Genomic DNA, 16,457 nt, shown 5'->3' on the forward strand with positions numbered 1-16,457 from the left:
TCGAGCGAGACCTCAGGCCCGGCGGGGCAACCGACGCGCCGGACGGGCCTGCCGCCGTTCAGGGCCGTGGCGCGAGCCGATGCCTTCGTCCTCGCAGTCGGCCCACATCGAAGGGTCGTACGGCGTGCGGGGAATGAAGACGATCTGTGGCTGCGCGAGATCCGCGGACGACTCCTCGGCGGTCATGCTCTGCCACAACAGGTCGAGGTCCTCCCGCAGGTGGTCGGTGTCCACGCGAACCCGGCGCACGTCCGGGTCGTTCCCGCGGGGGATCCGCAGCCGATCCACCGCTCGCACCAAGTCGTCGAGAGCGTGTCGAGCGTGCGCCAACTCGTCGTGAACCGACATCGGCCCCTCACCTCCGGAGCACCGCGACGCAACGTGTCCGCTCCGTCCCGGTGCGCTTGAACATCGTCCTCCCATGCTGTCCGCATCGGCGATGTCCGTGTAGGGGCCGTCAGGCCCCTCGGCGAAGGCCGAACAGCCGGGCCTAGGTGTGTTCGACGTGGCGGACGTGCGCGTCGGGGCCGGGGAACACGAGGGTCACCTCATGGGTGTCGGACCAGCGCACGTCGTAGGGAGGCGTTCCGTCCTCGTGGTGGACGCCCACTATCTCGCCGTCGCGCTTGGTGACTCCGGTGGTCGGGCTTTCGACGACAAGTACGTCACCGAGTTCAGCTCGCATGATCGTCACCCGCTTTCTCGATCCGCTCCTGTGTCCAACGTGGCATGCGGGGGCTACCGCCGCTTGGGCTCAGGAACCCTGATCCGAGGGACCGGATGGACCTGCTTCCGGGCCGTCCGGCCCTGATTGGGTCCTGGGTGGCTCTCCTGCCGGCGAGCCGGCGCTGACACGCTGGACATGTGACCGCGCGGTTGTCATACCGCGAAGGGAGGACGACATGCAGCACCGTACTGTTGCCGACCTGATGACCCATGGTGTCGTCCGGGCCCGGTACGACACGCCGTTCAAGGAGATCGTCGAGCTGCTGGCGGAGAACGGCATCACCGCGGTGCCCGTCGTGGACGAGATGGACCACCCCTTGGGCGTGGTGTCCGAGGCCGACCTGTTGCGCAAGTGCTCCGCCCAGAGCGACCCGTCCAGCGGGACACCGCTGCCGCGTCTGGAGACGTGGGAGCGGGCCAAGGCCGAGGCCTCCACGGCCGGGGAGCTGATGTCCTCTCCCGCCGTGTGCGCGCGTCCGGAGTGGACCGCGGTCGAGGCGGCCCGGCTGATGGCGCTGCGGAACTTCAAGCGTCTGCCCGTGGTGGACGAGGCGGACCGGCTGCGAGGCATCGTCAGCCGCGCTGACCTCCTGCGGATCTTCCTGCGCCGGGACGACGCCATCCGCGACGAGATCACCCAGGACGTCCTGCGGCGGACGCTGCACCTCGCGCCGTCGGATGTGACGGTCGAAGTGCACGACGGGAAGGTGACGCTCAAAGGAACGGTCGACGCGTCCAGCCTGATCCCCATCATCGAGCGGCTCTGCCGCGACGTCGACGGCGTCGTCTCCCTCTCCGCCCACATCGGCTGCCGAGACGCCTCCCGGACGGCTCCTGTCGAAGGGTGAGTGCCGCGGGACCCATTCGCTCGCGGGGACCGTCCTCTTGGCCAGGGCCGATGCCCGGCCCGGGTGGCAACCCGGTCGGGCGTCGGCCCTCGCCGTGCGGAGGGGTGGCATCACATCTGCGCGGTTCCGGGGCGCAGCCGGTCGATCTCGGCGAGCAGGCAGTCGACGAGCGGGGATACGCGCTCCCGCAAGGCACCACTCCAGTTCTCCTCCGTGTAGCGGCAGTTGAGGTAGAGGTACCTGGCGTGCTCGAGGACGGCGCGGTGCTCGGGCGGGAGACGCGCGAGGGCCCAGTCCGCCGCGGCGTCCTTCGACTTGATTTCACCGGTCGCGAGTGTGGTCCAGATCCGAGCGAGGGTCAGCAGAACGTTCCGGGTGTCGTCGTGCAGGTCGTCGAGCAGGCCGGGGATTCCCGCCAGGCTCGCCCGGACCAGATCGGCCCGCGGGACCGGGTCCAGGACCCGCGCCGGGCGGGGGCCGGTGAGGGGATGGTCACCGGCCGACGTCGCGGCGATCAGCAGGGCCAGGTCGGGCAGGGGCTCGGGCAGGGGGATCTTCCCGGCCTCGTACTCCTCGCGCAGCCACTCGCCGAAGAGGAAGTCACAGGTGGGCGGGTACCGCCACGGCCGGACCTCGGACTGGACGACCACCGTGAGCTCGACCGGTCGGAGGGTGTTCCCGGAGCCGGAGAGGCGGAGCGCACCGTCGAGGAGTCTCCGCCGTGCCCGCCCGTCCATGCGCCGCCGGGAGACCACCAGCACGTCCAGGTCGCTGGCCGGCCTGAGGCCGCCGAGCACGGACGAGCCGTGCAGGTAGCTGCCGATGACGTCCAGTCCCGGTACACCGTCGACGAGGTCCACGATCTCCTGCACCTGATGCATGACATGAGCCTCTCCCCAGACCCGCGGACCGAACCGCAGGCGGTGTGAAGCCGCCCGCCCCGGGCGCGCCGCCGGTCCCGGTCGAGCAGCCCGCGCGGACGCAGCCGCACCCGGGGCCGCGCGCTGCCGGCTTCGCACCGCAGGAGCAGGTCTCGGCCGCCCTCGCCCACACCGGCACGGACGGCAGGTTGGCCCCTGGTCGCCGCGAGTACGGGGCTGTTGCTGAGTGGAGCAGCCATGGACCGCGGCAGCCGTGCCCGCAAGGCGCAGGGACGATTTCGCGTCCTGCGCTCGGGGCGGAAGGGCGGTCCGGCGCTCGTCCCGACTGCCCCTCCGCACCGGGCACCCGAACGGTCCACGGGCGACTTGGCCCCGCTCAGCCGCCGTCGACGTGCGTGCTCGCCGTCGTACCGCTCGCGGGTGGTGCCGTCGTGGGCCCGGTCACGTGCGGTGATGCATTTCGATGGCCAGCGGGGTGGCGGTGAACATCGAGGAATAAGTCCCCACCACCAGGCCGATGAGGAGCGCGAGGGCGAAGTCGGTCAGCGTGTCGCCGCCGAGGACGGTCAGAGCGGTGAGGATGAACGCCGCGCCCATGCCGGTGTTGACGGTGCGCGGCAGGGTCTGCACGAGCGCCTGGTTGGCGACGCGGGCGAAGGGCTCCTTACGGCCGTGCCGGCCGAGTTCTCTGATCCGGTCGAAGACGACGACGGAGTCGTTGACGGAGTAGCCGATGACGGTCAGCAGCGCGGCCAGGAAGACGCCGTCGACGGGCTTGCCGAGCCAGGCGAAGATGCCGACGAGGATCACCACGTCATGGGCGAGGGCGACGATCGCGGCGGTTCCCAGCAGCCAGCGGAAGCGTGCGGCGAGGTAGACGAGCTGGGCGCCCAGGGCGACGACCAGGGCGATGAGGGCGCCACGGCGCAGTTCCTCGCCGAGGCTGGGTCCGATCGCCTCGTCGCGGACCTTGTCGGCTCGGCCTGCCAGCTCGGTGACGGTGTCGGTGATGGCCTCGGCCTGGGCGTTGGTCAGGGGCTGGGTGCGGACGGTGAGCCCATGCTCGCCAGAGGTCTGGACGACGGCCCTGGGGAATCCGGCGTCGGTGAGGGCCGTACGAGCACGGTCGGGGTCGACGGGAGCGGTCGTGGTGTATTCGATGAGGCGGCCGCCGGTGAATTCGACGCCGAAATCCACTCCGCGTACGACGATCCCAGAAGCGGCCAGGACGAGGGCGGCGGCGGAGGCGGCCAGCCACCGGCGTGGGTGGCGCATCAGGTTCGGCCGCGTGCGGGTGAGGCGGGCGCGGACGCCGCCGGTGTGGGCGATGCCGGTGAGCCGGGGGTGGCGGCGCAGGTGAGGGCGGGCGACGGCGTAGTCGCCGAGCGCGCGGGTGATGACCAGTGCGCTGACCATGGACGCGACGACGCCGATGCCGAGCGTGACACCGAATCCGCGCACGGGCCCGGAGGCCAGGAAGAACAGCAGGCCGGCGGCGATGAGGGTGGTGATGTTGGAGTCGGCGATCGCGCTGAACGCTCTGCGGAATCCCGCGGTCAGGGAGGACCGCGGGGTGGGACGGTGACGGGAGGCGTACTCCTCCCGAGCCCGTTCGAAGACGAGCACGTTGGCGTCGACGGCCATTCCGATGGCCAGTACGAATCCGGCAAGGCCCGGCAGGGTGAGCGTCGCCCCGAGACCGGCGAGGGCGGCGTAGGAGATGAGGCCGTAGCAGGCCAGGGCCACGGTCGCCAGGACGCCCATGAGCCGGTAGAGCGCGATGATGAACAGCGACGTCAACGCGGTGCCGATGACGGCGGCCCAGGCGCTGGCCGTGATGGCCTGCGCGCCGAGGGTGGGTCCGACGGTGCGCTGCTCGACGATCTCGACCGGCACCGGCAGCGCTCCCCCGTTGATGAGCAGGGCCAGTTCCTTGGCCTCGGTGTCGTCGAAGCTTCCGGTGATCTGGGTGGAGCCGCCGGTGATGCCGGTGCGGCAGGCGACGGACGGGTCGACCTGCGGCGAGGAGATGATCTTGTCGTCCAGGACGATGGCGACGCGGCGGGCCGGATCCCCGGCCGCGTGGCAGGCGGCCGCGCCGGTCAGGCGCGCCCACCCCTTCTGGCCTGGTCCCTTGAAGTCGACGGTGACGTGCCATCCGCCGACGCCGTTCTGGTCGAAGCGGGCTGCCGCCTTCTCGACGTCCTTGCCGGTCACCGACGGCGCCTGAAGACGCAGCAGTCGGCCGGACTCGTCGGCCATGACCTGCTCGCGGTGCCGTTCGGGCAGCCCGTCGGGAGCGTCGGTCGCCGTACCGAGGACCTGGCGGAAGGTGAGCTGGGCGGTGCGGCGGAGCACGTCAGCCGCCTTGCGGGGATCCTGCAGGCCGGGCAGCTCGACGACGATCCGGTCGTCGCCGGAGCGGGCGATGGTGGGTTCGGCCACGCCGAGCGCGTCGATACGGCCGCGCAGCACTTCCACGGTGCGGTCCGTGGCCTCGCTGTCGGCGTCGGCCGCGGCGGTCGGGCGGGTTTCCAGCATGATCTGGGTGCCGCCCCGCAGATCGAGTCCGAGGTGGACGGGCCTGGTCAGAGCGACGTACAGGGACAGGGCAACGACGGCGAGGGCGATCAGCCCTCTGATGTGCGGGGATCGGTTCACAGCGCGCCTCCGGCGGGCACACCGCGGCCAGGGCAGTGGCAGCGGTCGGCAAGGAAGGAAGGTGAGGGAGGGGTCAGGTGCCGGAGAGCGGAGGGGGTGCCCTCACCCCGTGACGGTGGGCAGGCTGCTCCTGCGCAGGGAGGGCCGCCGGCCGGGCCGGGGGTTGCGCCGGCCCGCACGAGCCGGCCGTCCCTGACGCGGCGGGGGTGGGGGCGGGCGGCGCAGGACGCTCGCCGGTGGCGTCCCGATGGCTTCGGACCGCGACGGTGTGGACGTCCGGGTCCGCGTCGTCCGCGAGCACCTCGCCCCGATGGACGGGAGCGTGCGCCGAGACGGTCCCGGCAGCGGGCACCGGGCCGTCCGGGACGCGGGGGTGCCCACCGCCCAGAGCCGACGGGCCGAGCAGGGTGACGACCAGGCCGAGCAGGACGACGCACACCACGGCCCAGCGCGATCGGCGCGTGCGCGGCACGGTGTGCGCGGAGCGGGCCATCGCCATCCCCCGGGGTTCCTTCCCTGTCGGTCGTGGTCTGCCGTGAGCGGTGCGGGTTTTCCGGAGTCCGGCTGTGGCACGGACACCCCGGACGCCCGCGGTGGTCGGCAGGGTCAGGCTTCGATGAGTCCTGCGCGGATCGCGTAGCGGGTCAGCTCCAGTCGGTCCCGCAGGCCGAGCTTGTGCAGCAGGTTCTCGCGGTGCCGGTGGACGGTCTTGATGCTGATGAAGAGCATCTCGGCGATCTCCTTGGAGGAGTGGCCCTCGGCGACGAGTTTGAGGACTTCCTCCTCGCGCGGGGTCAGGATCTGCTCGGGCGGCTCCTCGCCGTTGCGGATCCGGTCGAGGTAGTTGCGGATCAGTGCGGTGACCGCGCCCGGGTACAGGAAGGGCTCGTCGCGCATGGCGGCGCGGCATGCCGCGACCAGGTCGCGGTCGGCCACGGACTTGAGGACGTATCCACTGGCGCCGGCCTTCAGCGCCTGGAAGAAGTACTGCTCGTTGTCGTGCATCGTCAGCATCAGGACGCGCAGGGCGGGCTTCAGCCGGAGCAGTTCGCGGGTGGCCTGCAGACCGGTCATGCGGGGCATCGCGATGTCCATCACGGCCAGGTCGACGTCATGGGTGCGGATCAGGTCGACGGCTTCCGCGCCGTCCCCGGCCTCGGCGACGACCTCGAGGTCCGGCTCCCGGTCGAGGATGAGCCGCACTCCACGACGTACCAGCGCGTGGTCGTCGGCGAGGAGGATGCGGATCGCGGAGCTGTGGGGCGTGGTCATGGCTGCTTCCTGAGGAGGGGCACGGTCAGGCGGACCGTCGTACCGGCCTGCGGCTGGGAGGTGACGTCCAGCGTGGCCCCGATGAGCAGGGCCCGCTCGCGCATTCCGCGGATTCCCGCCCCTTCCCGGGCGACCCCGCTTCCGCGACCGTCGTCGGCGACGGCCAGCACCACCGCCTCGCCGGTGCGGTGCAGGCTCACCTCGACCTGGCCGGCCTCGGCGTGGCGGGCCGCGTTGGTCAGGGCTTCCTGGGCGACGCGGTACAGCACCAGTTCCGTCTGCTGGTCCAGTGTGGGCAGGCCGGTGTCGAAGCGGCGGACGACGCGCAGTCCGACGTGGGTGGCGAATTCCGTGGTGAGCGAGGTCAGGGCGCTGATCAGACCGAGGTCCTCCAGCACGCCCGGCCGCAGCCGGCGTACCAGACGCCGTACCTCGTCCAGGCTCCCGCGGGTGATCTCCTGCGCCTGCCTCAGCTCACCACGAAGGGGCTCGTCCGCCTCGTCGGCGGCCCGTTCCAGGGCGAGCAGGATCGCGGTCATGCTCTGGCCGACCTCGTCGTGCAGTTCCTGGGCGATGCGACGCCGCTCGGCTTCCTGGGCGAGCAGGACACGGGCACTGCTGGAGGCCCGTTCGTGTTCCAGGCGCTCCAGCATGGCGTTGAACGTGCGGATCAGTTCGGCGGTCTCGCCGCGGCCCCCTTCCGGGAGCCGTTGACCGGGGCGCAGCAGATCGACGGTGGCCATCAGCCGGGTGAGCCGGTCGAGCGGGGCCAGCCCGATCCGCAGCAGCGCCGCGTTGGCGACCAGCATGACGACCAGACCGGACACGAGGATGACCGCCTCGGTCAGCACCACCGGAACGGAGACCGTCACCGGAGCCCACAGCAGCAGCGCGGTGGCGCTTCCCAGCACGACCGCGTTGAGCGCGAAGATCCGCCAGAACAGGGACAACGGGAAGACGCCTTTCGCTGGGTGACACGGCTGTGCCTCTACTGTCGGCCACCGCGCACCCAAAGCGTGAGCCACGGCCACAGGTCCTGACCGGCCTGCCATCCAGCCTGCCCGCTGCCGCTCACACCGTCGATGGGCTCCAATGCCCATTTCTCCGGCCTGCCCCACCGCGCCGCGGCAGGCCCCGAGCCGTGCCGCAGATGGGTATCGCGCCCGATGGGTTTTGTACGGCATCCCCGTCACGGTGGAGACATGTGCCCTCGCCGCTGACTCCCCCACCCCCGTCGACGCCCTATGGGCGCCCGACACGCCCGCCTCCTCATCGAAAGGCAAGCTCCATGTCCCTCGACACCCACCGGTCCCCCACCTCCCGCGAGCGGCTGACGCCGCACGAGGCGGTGCAGCGCCTCGAACACGAACGTGCCTCCCGCCTCACCCAGCTGAGCGCCATCGACGAAGCCGGCGCCGGGGAGGAACAGATGGTGTCCGCGCAGAAAGACACCATCCGTCGCGTCCTCGCCGAGGTGGAGGCCGCCCTCTCCCGCGTTCGGGACGGCAGCTACGGCATCTGCCGCACCTGCGGCAAGCCGATCCCGGTCGAGCGCCTGGAGATCCTGCCCTACACGCCCTTCTGCGTGCCCTGCCAGCGCAACGCCGCCTGACAGCCCCTCCGCCCTCCGCTTCCGCCCTTCCCAGGGGGTGACTTGGTGAACCACCGGACCATCGAAGACCGCAACGCCACCTTGTCGGTCGAGGACTTCGCCGCACTGCGCGAGAGCCTGCACGAGCAACGCCTCTTCCGCCAGGAGCAGTTGCTGCATCTCTCGGCCGCCGCCACGACTCGCGCCGACGCACTGCTCGACCAGCGGGCCGCCGCCCAGACCGAGGTCCGCGTCAAGCTCGCCGCCTCCGCCCGTATGGTTCTGGCCGACGTCGAAGCCGCCCTCGCACGGATGGACCAGGGCCGCTACGGCGCCTGCCACCTGTGCCGCGGGCCCATCGCGCGCGAGCGGCTCATGATCGTGCCGCAGGCCCGCTACTGCGCCCGGTGCCAGCAGGTCAGGGAGGCCGGCCGATGACCGCCGCACCCGGGTCCCGTCGCGTGACCAGCCGGCACCGCTCCTGGCCGTGGTGCAGGCAGTGCACCGGCATCGCCCTCGACCTGGGCAGCGCCCGCACCCGTGCCTGCGTGTCCGGACGGCGCACGATCCTCGACGTGCCCACGGCGGCCTTCCCCGGCGACGGCGCCACGTACCCCGTCCAGCGCGGCACCATCGTCGACACGGCCGCGACGGCCCGGATGCTCGACCGGCTGTTCGGCCACCGCCTGCGCCCTCCCGACCGCCCGCTGGTCATCCTGACGACGCCCGCACTGGGCGGTGTCGCCTACCGGGCCGCTGCCCGCACAGCGGTCGACGTGCTGCGTCCACGCACCGTGCTGACCGTCCCCGCCGCCCGCGCCGTGGCCGCGGTCGCGGACTGCGACCTGGGCCGTCCTCTGCTCGTGGTGGATCTCGGCGCCCACCTCACCGAGGTCACACTGCTCACCGACGGCGCGGTGACCGACGCCCGCTGCACCGCCCTGGGCACCAGCGACCTGGACGGCCTCACCCCGCCCGGGCGGATCGCCGAAGCGGTCGTCGCCATGGTGACCGCCATGCTGGCGCAGGACCGCACCTCCCAGATGACCGACGCCCTGCAGCGGGGTGTGCTCCTCGCCGGAGGGGGCGTGCTGCGAGTCGACCTCACCGGTCCCCTCACCGAACAGCTCCACGCTCCCCTCCGGCCCGTTCCGGCACCGCACACCGCCGCGGTGCGCGGCGCCGCGAAACTCCTGCAGGCCGCCCACGCCCACCCTTCCGCCGCCGTCACCCGCACCGGCCACAGCTCCTAGCCCCCACCCCGCCCGGGCCGTCACCGAATGCGCGGCGAGACACACACGCTCAGGCGAAAGGAGAGACACCGTGGCCCGCGCCACACCACCGTCGCACCCGCCCGAAGAACTCCCGCGCGTCCTCCTGTGGCGATGGCGGCGCAACCCCCTGCGCCGCCGTACGGATCTCGCACAGGCGTGGATCGCCCTCGCTCTCACCCTGGCCGTGCTGGCCGCCACCCCCGCCGCGATGGTCCTCGCCGGCACCACCGCCTACCGCCACCACAAGGAGACGGCACGGCACCAGGCCGCCACCCGCCATCACACGTCGGCCGTGCTGGTCCGCGATGCTCCTCGCCATCCGGAACCGGGATCGGACGAGGCGAGGAAGGCCCTGTACGCCGTCCCCGTCCGCTTCACCGCCCCTGACGGACAGACGGTCACGGCGAAGACCGAGGTCGAACCCGCACTGGCCGTCGGCAGCACCGTCCGCATCTGGGTCGACGCCGACGGAAGGATCACGGACCCGCCCATGTCCACGGAAGAGGCCCGCCATCGCGCCATGGGCTGCGCCGTCCTCGCCGCCATGGCCGTCCCCCTCCTCGGTACGGCCGCATACGGCTACGCGGGCCGCAGGCTGCAGCGCCACAACCTCGCCCGGTGGGACGCGGCCTGGGCGGAGACCGCACCGCGGTGGACCACGTCTCGCTGACGCGGCGAGCCGAGCCGGCAGCAGGAGTTCGAAGAACTCCGACGGCCTCTCCCCCTTGTCGAGAAGGGCTTTTGTGCCCGGCCGGCCCCCTCACCGCCGGCCGGGCACCGGAGTCCCCGCCCGCCATGCGGGAGGATGGCGGGCGGGGAGGGCTTCAGCCGGCCCGGGCCGCGCGCTCGCGTCGCGGTACGGCAGGATGCGGAAGCGGGGTTCGTGTCATCTGCGGCTCCCGGCACATGTCTGGCTCGGCGGAGGGCGGGCACGAAGTCCACGGGGTGGAAGTCATCGAGTTCCGCGGTGAGTTCGACATCGCCACCGCTCTTCCGATCATGCCGGAGCTGGATGCCGCGACCGCGGCGGTGGGCCGCACCGTGATCGTCGATCTCACCCCCACGCGGTTCTTCGACTGCGACGATCCGGTGGTGCGTCACCGGGACCCCTCCTACGACGTACGACCCGCTCGGCGTCGTGGGCCCGGTCGACTCGTGCGGGCCGGGGAGCGGACCCAGCCGACGGTCAGCCGGTCCCCCTCGTCCGTGACCTCGGTGCCCATCTCGGCGCAGGCACGGATCAACCGGTCGGCAGTCCATGCGTACTCGGCCCGGTCGGCGATGCGGGTGTGGCAGCAGTCCAGCGCGATCGGAACCGCCTCGGTGCGCACCGGGCCGTGCTCGTCCAGGGTGACCAGCCACAGCAGACCCAGGTCGTTGCGCAGAGCAGGGTGGACCGCGTAGTCGTCGATGAGATCACCCAGGTCGTACAGGACACCGCGGGTGAAGCCGTGGAAGACGTGCGCGGAGTGCCCCACCACCAGTTCGGCCCCCGCGTCGACGAAGACGGAGGCGGCACGGCGGACGTGCGGGACGGGCCGCGCGGTCATGTTGGGGCCCCAGTGGACGCTGACCAGGGCGATGTCGGTACTGCGGGCCAGCGCGCCGATCGCGTCGACGAGCCAGGTGGGCACCTCTCCGCGCCACAGGTCGGCATAGGCCACGCCCGGCCTGCCGTCCGCGGCGGCGAACTCGGCGGGGTGATCCGCGACGGCGATGATCCCGATGCTGAGCCCGCCGATCTCCCGGACCAGCGGCGCGCGGGCCTCCTCGGCGTTCGCCCCTGCCCCGACCGCGCTGATGCCGGCGCGGGCCAGGTGCACGCGGGTGTCCATGAGGGCTTCGGGGCCGTAGTCCAAGGCGTGGTTGTTGGCCAGGAACACGGTGTCCGCGCCGAGGTCGGCCAGCATGCCGGCGGCGCGGGGCGGAGCGCGAAAGAAGAACGCCTTGCCCGGCAGGTCGATGGGCGTGTCGTGGTCGGAGATGCAGCATTCGAGGTTCAGCAGGAAGAGGTCCGCGCTCTGCACAAGCTGCTGGACAGCATGGGTGAACAGCGGGCGCGGCTTGCGGTGTGCCAGCGCCTCGGCGACCCCGCGGCCCAGCATGGTGTCGCCCGCCAGAGCGATCGTGACGGTCATGATCTTCCACCTCCGCCCCTGTGGACGGCGTCGGCCTCCAGGACGCGGATCGGCGGCCGGGGACTTCATGGTGTCGGCCGCGCCGACATTTTGAGTCTCACGCTCGGCTGTGGCGTGCGGGGTGGGTCGAACAGCCCGCCTCGAAGGACAGTCGGCCCTCGGTGACGCCGTCGTGCCGAGGTCCGCCGCCGCGGCGTGTTCGCTACGAGTGCGCGGCGAGCGACACGGTCGACGGCCGGTTCCGGAAGTGGACGATCGCGTCGGTGATCGCCAGCGCTCCGATGGAGGCCCGGTAGTGGTGGCCGCACAGGTACAGGTCGACCGGGCGGCCGTTGCCGGCCGGCATGAGGATCTTCACCTGGGGTGGGGCGGAGCAGCAGCACGCCCGTGTGGGCCACCTGATCGCTCCGTCGTCAACGGTGTCGACGTGGGTGTCGTGGGGCTTGTGGTCGGCATGGAGTGGTTGTCGCACGTCGTCGAATGCCTTCTCCCGCGGAGGCCGAGGGCGGTGAGCGTCGGCACCCCAGCGGACGCGGTCGCCCACTGGCACCGTCAGGACGGGGCAGGCGGCATGCTTGGCGCAGTAGCGGCAGGTGGAGCGGTGGAACCAGCGCCATGGCCAGAGTCGTCGCAGGCGGCGGACGGGTGGCTTGCCCACGACCAGCAGGTCGTCGTCCCGGTGCGCCGCGGCGACCAGCACGTGACCGGGGCGGCCGATCGCCGCCACCGTGGTGACCCGTACGTCATCGGGCAGTCCCCCCAGCGCGTGCTCGAAGGTCCGCGTCACCGTTCTCAGTTCCCGCTCCTCACAAGCGGCCTGCAAACGGTCCCAGGGCTCGGACGTCGGTGCTTGCGGCATGCGGGGCAGTCGCCAGTCGAGCGGGTTCGGCGGGGCCGCACCAGCGCCGCTCGGTGCCGGGTAGGCCCGCACGGCCATGAGTTCCCGGCCCAGCGCCCTGGCCTCGGCGACGGCGGCGTGCAGGGCACGCAGACCCGCCGGGGAGTCGTCCACTCCGACGATGACACGGCCACCGGACGATCCTTTCATCACCCGTCACCGTCCCTCGCTCGCGGCCTCTCAGCACCAGCATCCGTGGGAACACGCCGGCCCGGCATGGGCCACAGGTACTACGTACGGGGACGCCCGGCCCCAGGCCTCGTCGCCTCCCACGCCCGCGGCACCCGCGGCGGGCGTCCGGGAGGCCGGCTTCCGCCGGGCCGAGGGGCGGTCCGGCACATCCGGTGCTCGCCTTCCCCCCTCAGCGAGGCGGGTGCCGCCGGCCCTGCCGCTGCCGCCGCTGCCGCTGCCCCGAACGACCCAAGCCCCGATCCGCTCACTCGGCCCCGTTCTGCGAGAGCCTCTCGGTCCGGTCCGTGCCGGAAGCAGGGCCGGCGGATGTCCGGCCGGCGCGCTCTCCCGCGGGTGCCTTGGCGACGGAGACCCGGCGGGGCGCGATGGTCTCACCTGCGGGGCGCGCACTCGGGGGCTGCATGCCGAGCAAGCCGTACACCACGGAGCCGTCCACGGTCTCCCGCCTGAGCAGCAGGTCCGCCAGCTCCCGGAGCTGCACGCGGTGCCGGCTGAGCAGGTCGGTGGCATGCCGTTCGGCCTCACGCAGCAGGCGGGCGACCTCGTCGTCGATGGCCGCCTGGGTGGCCTCGGCGAAGGGGCGGCTGCTCATGGCGGGTGTGCCGCGGCCGAGGAAGACCGAGCCGCCCTGCGGATAGCCCACGGGTCCCAGCGCGGGCGACAGTCCGAACTCGCGGACCATCTTGATCGCCAGCTCGGTCGCTCCGGCGAGATCGTTGGCCGCTCCGGTGGAGCCCTGGCCGAGGACGACGAGTTCGGCCGCACGACCGCCCAGCCGCACGGCGAGCGTCTGGTTCAGATAGTCCTCGCCGTACAAGTGCCTTTCGACGAGCGGCAGTTGCTCGGTGACACCGAGGGCCTGGCCGGCGGGCAGGATGGTGACCTTGGCGACCGGGTCGGCGCTCGGGGACAGAGCGGCGACCAGTGCGTGGCCCGCCTCGTGCACCGCCACCGCTTCCTTCTCCGCGGGCAGCAGCACGTTGGAGCCCTCCCGGCGGCCGAGCAGGATCCGATCGCGGGCGGCGTCGAAGTCGGCGGCAGCCAGCACCTCGCGGCCGTCCCGGACCGCGACGATGGCCGCTTCGTTGGCCAGGTTGGCGAGGTCTGCGCCGGAGAAGCCGGGCGTGCCGCGCGCCACCACGTCCAGGTCGACGTCCTGGCCGAGTCGCTTGTCCTGGCAGTGCACGGCCAGGATCGCGGCGCGTTCGGCGAGGGTGGGCAGCGGAATGGTGACCTGGCGGTCGAAGCGACCGGGGCGCAGCAGTGCCGGGTCCAGGACCTCGGGCCGGTTGGTGGCCGCCAGCACCACGATTCCCTCGGCCGCCTCGAACCCGTCCATCTCCGAGAGCAGTTGGTTCAGCGTCTGCTCGCGCTCGTCGTTGGACACGACGGCCCCGGCGGCGGCGCGCCTGCCCCCGAGCGCGTCGATCTCGTCGACGAACACGATGACCGGGGCCCGCTTGCGCGCCTCCGCGAAGAGGTCGCGCACGCGGGCGGCGCCCACACCCACGAACATCTCCACGAAGCTGGAGCCGACCACCGACAGGAACGGCACCTCCGCCTCGCCCGCGACCGCGCGGGCCAGCAGCGTCTTGCCGGTGCCCGGCGGGCCGACCATCAGCACGCCGCGCGGAGCCATCGCCCCGGCGCGGCGGTAGCGTTCGGGCCGCCGCAGGAAGTCGACGACCTCCGCGATCTCGCCCTTGGCACCCTCGTACCCGGCGACGTCGGCGAACGTGGTCTCGGGGCGTTCGGCGTCGAACACCTTCACGCGGGACTTGCCGACCCCGCCGAGCGCTCCGGTCATCTGCGCGGCCCCGCCCTTCGACAGCCGGCGCCAGAACCAGAAGATGATGACGAACGGTCCCAGCAGGAGGATCATGGACAGCACCTGGGAGCCGAAGGACGTCGTGGTGGACGGCTGGGACGCGGTGACCTCCACCTTGTGCTTCTCCAGGCGGCTGAGGAGCTGATCGCCGGCGAGCTGGACCGGGACGACGGTGCTGAAGGTGTGCCCGTTGGCGAGCCTGCCGCTCGTCTGTCCGTCGGATTTGATCGTGACGGACTCGACCTTGCCGGCGTCGACGTCGGTGAGGAACGTCGAGTACGTCAGGTTCACCTTCTGCGGCTCGGTGGACCGCGTCGCGGGCAGCACCGTCCACAGGCCGAGCGCCAGGACGATCGCCAGGGGCCACAGCCAGTGCCGCCAGGCGGGCGGGCGTGGCGGCGCGGTCGGCGCCGGCCGGTCGCCCGGTGGCGGTGGCTGGGCCTGCTTGGTCATGGCGTCTCCATGCGTTCTCGGGCGGGCCCACCGAGTGCGGGGTCGGGGACGAAGGCGGACGCGCGGCGAGCGGAGCAGAGGTGGTGGACGGCGCGGTCGGATGCCAGCTCGCACCTCCACTGTCGCGCGCGCACCCATGCCCCTACAGGGGCCCACCGTCCCCGCCCACGGGGCTGCCCGGCCCAGCCGGACGTGCGGGGCCGTGGACGCCGCGCACCGTGGCTGCCAGGCGCGCGGACGTCGCAGCGCTCCTCACACGGGCGTGACCTCATCGAGGTAGACGGGCCGCGGGTGGGAGCCGGCCCCCGCGTGCCGCAGCCGCTTCTCGACCTGCTCCGGGGAGGGCGATTCACGAGTGAAGACGTCCTGCCCGACGGCTGTGGCCTCCCAGGTGTTGGCCGCGGCGGCGGATGCCGTGAGCAGCCAGGTGGCGCAGATCCGCTCGTCGCCGTCGTCGTAGTACTGGCCGCTCCAGCTGGTCACCGACCCGGCGTCCGTGCGTCCGTTGCGCCAGGCCACCGTCCAGCCGAGCGGGGTTCCGTGCTCCGGATCACCAGCCGCCTCGCACCGGCCGACCAGCGGGTACGTCCCGATGGCGTGCCCGGCGGCGGAGACGTAGGTGCCCTTGACATTGCCGGTCGGGTCCGTCGTGATCCGCATGTGGGAGCCGATCTCGTTGTACCAGTCACCGCTGATGCTCATCGCTTGTCCCTCCTTGGCATACGGTCCCGATCTCCTCGACGTCCTCACGCCGTCCGGCGATGGCGTCCGCGTCACCACGTGGTCGGTGCCGCTTGCCCTTCTTCTTCCACTACAGGCGTCCCATGACCGCCGCACCAGGGCCGAGCAGACCCTTCCAGGACCCGAAGTCCCTTCGTCGAGGTCGAGCCGCCTGCTCGCACATCTGCTCCTCGTCGCCCGTCGGCAGGTCCACTCAAAGGTCCACCTCGTACGGATGCATGGCTCGATATGCGGGATCACCATGGAAGTCGGGGGATTTCTCGCAACCGGAGGTTCTCATGTCTGACAATGAAACTTTCGTCCGGGACCTTTTCCGGGCATGGAACGACCGGGATTACGGCGCCATCACCGAATCGGTCGCTCCGGACTGCACCCTCACCGAGGAGGGCAGCGGAAGGACACTCCAGGGGCCGGAGGGCTTCACCCAGCTCGCGAAAGCCATGTTCGACGCGATGCCCGACGGCAAGTACACCCTCGACCGCCTCACCAGCCAGGGCGACACCGTCGTCGTCGAGTACACGACCAGCGGGACCCAGACCGGAGACCTGACCCTGCCTGCCGGCACTCTGCCCGCCACGGGACGTCACGTCACGGTGCACGCCTGCGACATCTATGAGATCCACGAGGGCAAGATCCACGAAGGCCGTGCCTATCTGGACACCGGCGCCATCATGAACCAACTGGGGCTGAGCGCACTCCTGTAGAACCGACCGGGGAATTACCTGCGCCCGGGCAGCGAGCGGGGCGGCCCAAATGCCCGGCCACGAGCCGAGTGACCACACCACAGCGGTGACGCACGAGAGCATTCTCCGCCCCGCCCTGCCTTGAAGCCAGTAGCCACAGGACCTCGGCACACGGGCCGGACCTCCCGATTCGAGGCGGTCTAACGGCCCCGCCACAAGGTACCGAGGTGCCCTAGCGCTCTGATCAGGTCCGTAATGAGCATGGAGGACA

At 71.8% G+C, this 16,457-nt stretch carries 16 protein-coding genes and 1 pseudogene; 6 read left to right on the plus strand and 11 right to left on the minus strand.

What is annotated here, in order from left to right:
* Positions 1-12 precede the first annotated feature (12 nt).
* Both LN251_RS37445 and LN251_RS37450 read right to left on the minus strand, forming a co-directional pair.
* The gene (locus tag LN251_RS37445) at positions 13-348 is read right to left on the minus strand and encodes a hypothetical protein (RefSeq protein WP_458248609.1); all 336 of its coding nucleotides are present in this window, start codon (positions 346-348) and stop codon (positions 13-15) included.
* 151 nt (positions 349-499) lie between these two features.
* A pseudogene (locus LN251_RS37450) lies at positions 500-685 on the minus strand (DUF1918 domain-containing protein); the annotation flags it as partial.
* A 217-nt stretch (positions 686-902) separates the two neighbouring features.
* On the opposite strand from LN251_RS37450, the gene LN251_RS37455 reads away from it, so the two are divergent.
* Positions 903-1,574, plus strand: coding sequence for a CBS domain-containing protein (locus tag LN251_RS37455; RefSeq protein ID WP_458248610.1), 672 nt, complete (start codon positions 903-905; stop codon positions 1,572-1,574).
* Positions 1,575-1,684: 110 nt separating this feature from the next.
* Here LN251_RS37455 and LN251_RS37460 read toward each other — a convergent pair whose 3' ends face one another.
* The 5 genes from LN251_RS37460 to LN251_RS37480 form a co-directional block, all read right to left on the minus strand.
* Positions 1,685-2,455, minus strand: a complete 771-nt coding sequence (locus LN251_RS37460; RefSeq protein ID WP_458248611.1) for an aminoglycoside adenylyltransferase family protein — start codon at positions 2,453-2,455, stop codon at positions 1,685-1,687.
* 441 nt (positions 2,456-2,896) lie between these two features.
* A complete protein-coding gene (secD, locus tag LN251_RS37465; protein WP_458248612.1) occupies positions 2,897-5,116 on the minus strand; it encodes a protein translocase subunit SecD in 2,220 nt (739 codons plus the stop codon).
* 73 nt (positions 5,117-5,189) lie between these two features.
* Positions 5,190-5,615, minus strand: coding sequence for a hypothetical protein (locus LN251_RS37470; RefSeq protein ID WP_458248613.1), 426 nt, complete (start codon positions 5,613-5,615; stop codon positions 5,190-5,192).
* Between the two features lie 107 nt (positions 5,616-5,722).
* Positions 5,723-6,388, minus strand: a complete 666-nt coding sequence (locus LN251_RS37475; RefSeq protein WP_458248614.1) for a response regulator — start codon at positions 6,386-6,388, stop codon at positions 5,723-5,725.
* Positions 6,385-7,338: a HAMP domain-containing sensor histidine kinase gene (locus tag LN251_RS37480; protein ID WP_458248615.1), complete on the minus strand. Its 954-nt coding sequence runs from the start codon at positions 7,336-7,338 to the stop codon at positions 6,385-6,387. Before LN251_RS37480 ends, LN251_RS37475 begins: the two co-directional genes overlap by 4 nt.
* A 338-nt stretch (positions 7,339-7,676) precedes the next feature.
* Here LN251_RS37480 and LN251_RS37485 point away from each other — a divergent pair, with 338 nt between their 5' ends.
* The 4 genes from LN251_RS37485 to LN251_RS37500 all read left to right on the plus strand — a co-directional run bounded on the left by LN251_RS37485 (position 7,677) and on the right by LN251_RS37500 (position 9,923).
* Positions 7,677-8,000, plus strand: coding sequence for a TraR/DksA family transcriptional regulator (locus tag LN251_RS37485; protein ID WP_458248616.1), 324 nt, complete (start codon positions 7,677-7,679; stop codon positions 7,998-8,000).
* A 42-nt stretch (positions 8,001-8,042) separates the two neighbouring features.
* Positions 8,043-8,417, plus strand: a complete 375-nt coding sequence (locus LN251_RS37490) for a TraR/DksA family transcriptional regulator (protein ID WP_458248617.1) — start codon at positions 8,043-8,045, stop codon at positions 8,415-8,417.
* Positions 8,414-9,232, plus strand: a complete 819-nt coding sequence (locus LN251_RS37495) for a hypothetical protein (RefSeq protein ID WP_458248618.1) — start codon at positions 8,414-8,416, stop codon at positions 9,230-9,232. Before LN251_RS37490 ends, LN251_RS37495 begins: the two co-directional genes overlap by 4 nt.
* A 70-nt stretch (positions 9,233-9,302) precedes the next feature.
* Positions 9,303-9,923, plus strand: coding sequence for an Rv1733c family protein (locus LN251_RS37500; protein ID WP_458248619.1), 621 nt, complete (start codon positions 9,303-9,305; stop codon positions 9,921-9,923).
* 442 nt (positions 9,924-10,365) lie between these two features.
* On the opposite strand, the gene LN251_RS37505 is transcribed toward LN251_RS37500, so the two are convergent.
* The 4 genes from LN251_RS37505 to LN251_RS37520 form a co-directional block, all read right to left on the minus strand.
* On the minus strand, positions 10,366-11,391 hold the full coding sequence (locus LN251_RS37505) for a CapA family protein (protein WP_458248620.1): 1,026 nt from the start codon (positions 11,389-11,391) through the stop codon (positions 10,366-10,368).
* A 202-nt stretch (positions 11,392-11,593) separates the two neighbouring features.
* Positions 11,594-12,439, minus strand: coding sequence for a universal stress protein (locus LN251_RS37510; protein WP_458248621.1), 846 nt, complete (start codon positions 12,437-12,439; stop codon positions 11,594-11,596).
* A 286-nt stretch (positions 12,440-12,725) separates the two neighbouring features.
* Positions 12,726-14,762 (minus strand): ATP-dependent zinc metalloprotease FtsH, encoded by a 2,037-nt coding sequence (gene ftsH, locus LN251_RS37515; protein ID WP_458248622.1) that lies wholly within the window; start codon positions 14,760-14,762, stop codon positions 12,726-12,728.
* Between the two features lie 252 nt (positions 14,763-15,014).
* Positions 15,015-15,464 (minus strand): avidin/streptavidin family protein, encoded by a 450-nt coding sequence (locus LN251_RS37520; RefSeq protein ID WP_458248623.1) that lies wholly within the window; start codon positions 15,462-15,464, stop codon positions 15,015-15,017.
* A 317-nt stretch (positions 15,465-15,781) separates the two neighbouring features.
* Between LN251_RS37520 and LN251_RS37525 the strand changes: the two genes are divergently transcribed.
* A complete protein-coding gene (locus tag LN251_RS37525) occupies positions 15,782-16,207 on the plus strand; it encodes an ester cyclase (protein ID WP_458248624.1) in 426 nt (141 codons plus the stop codon).
* The last annotated feature ends 250 nt before the right edge of the window (positions 16,208-16,457 follow it).

Source organism: Streptomyces sp. MAI_2237, from assembly GCF_054189285.1.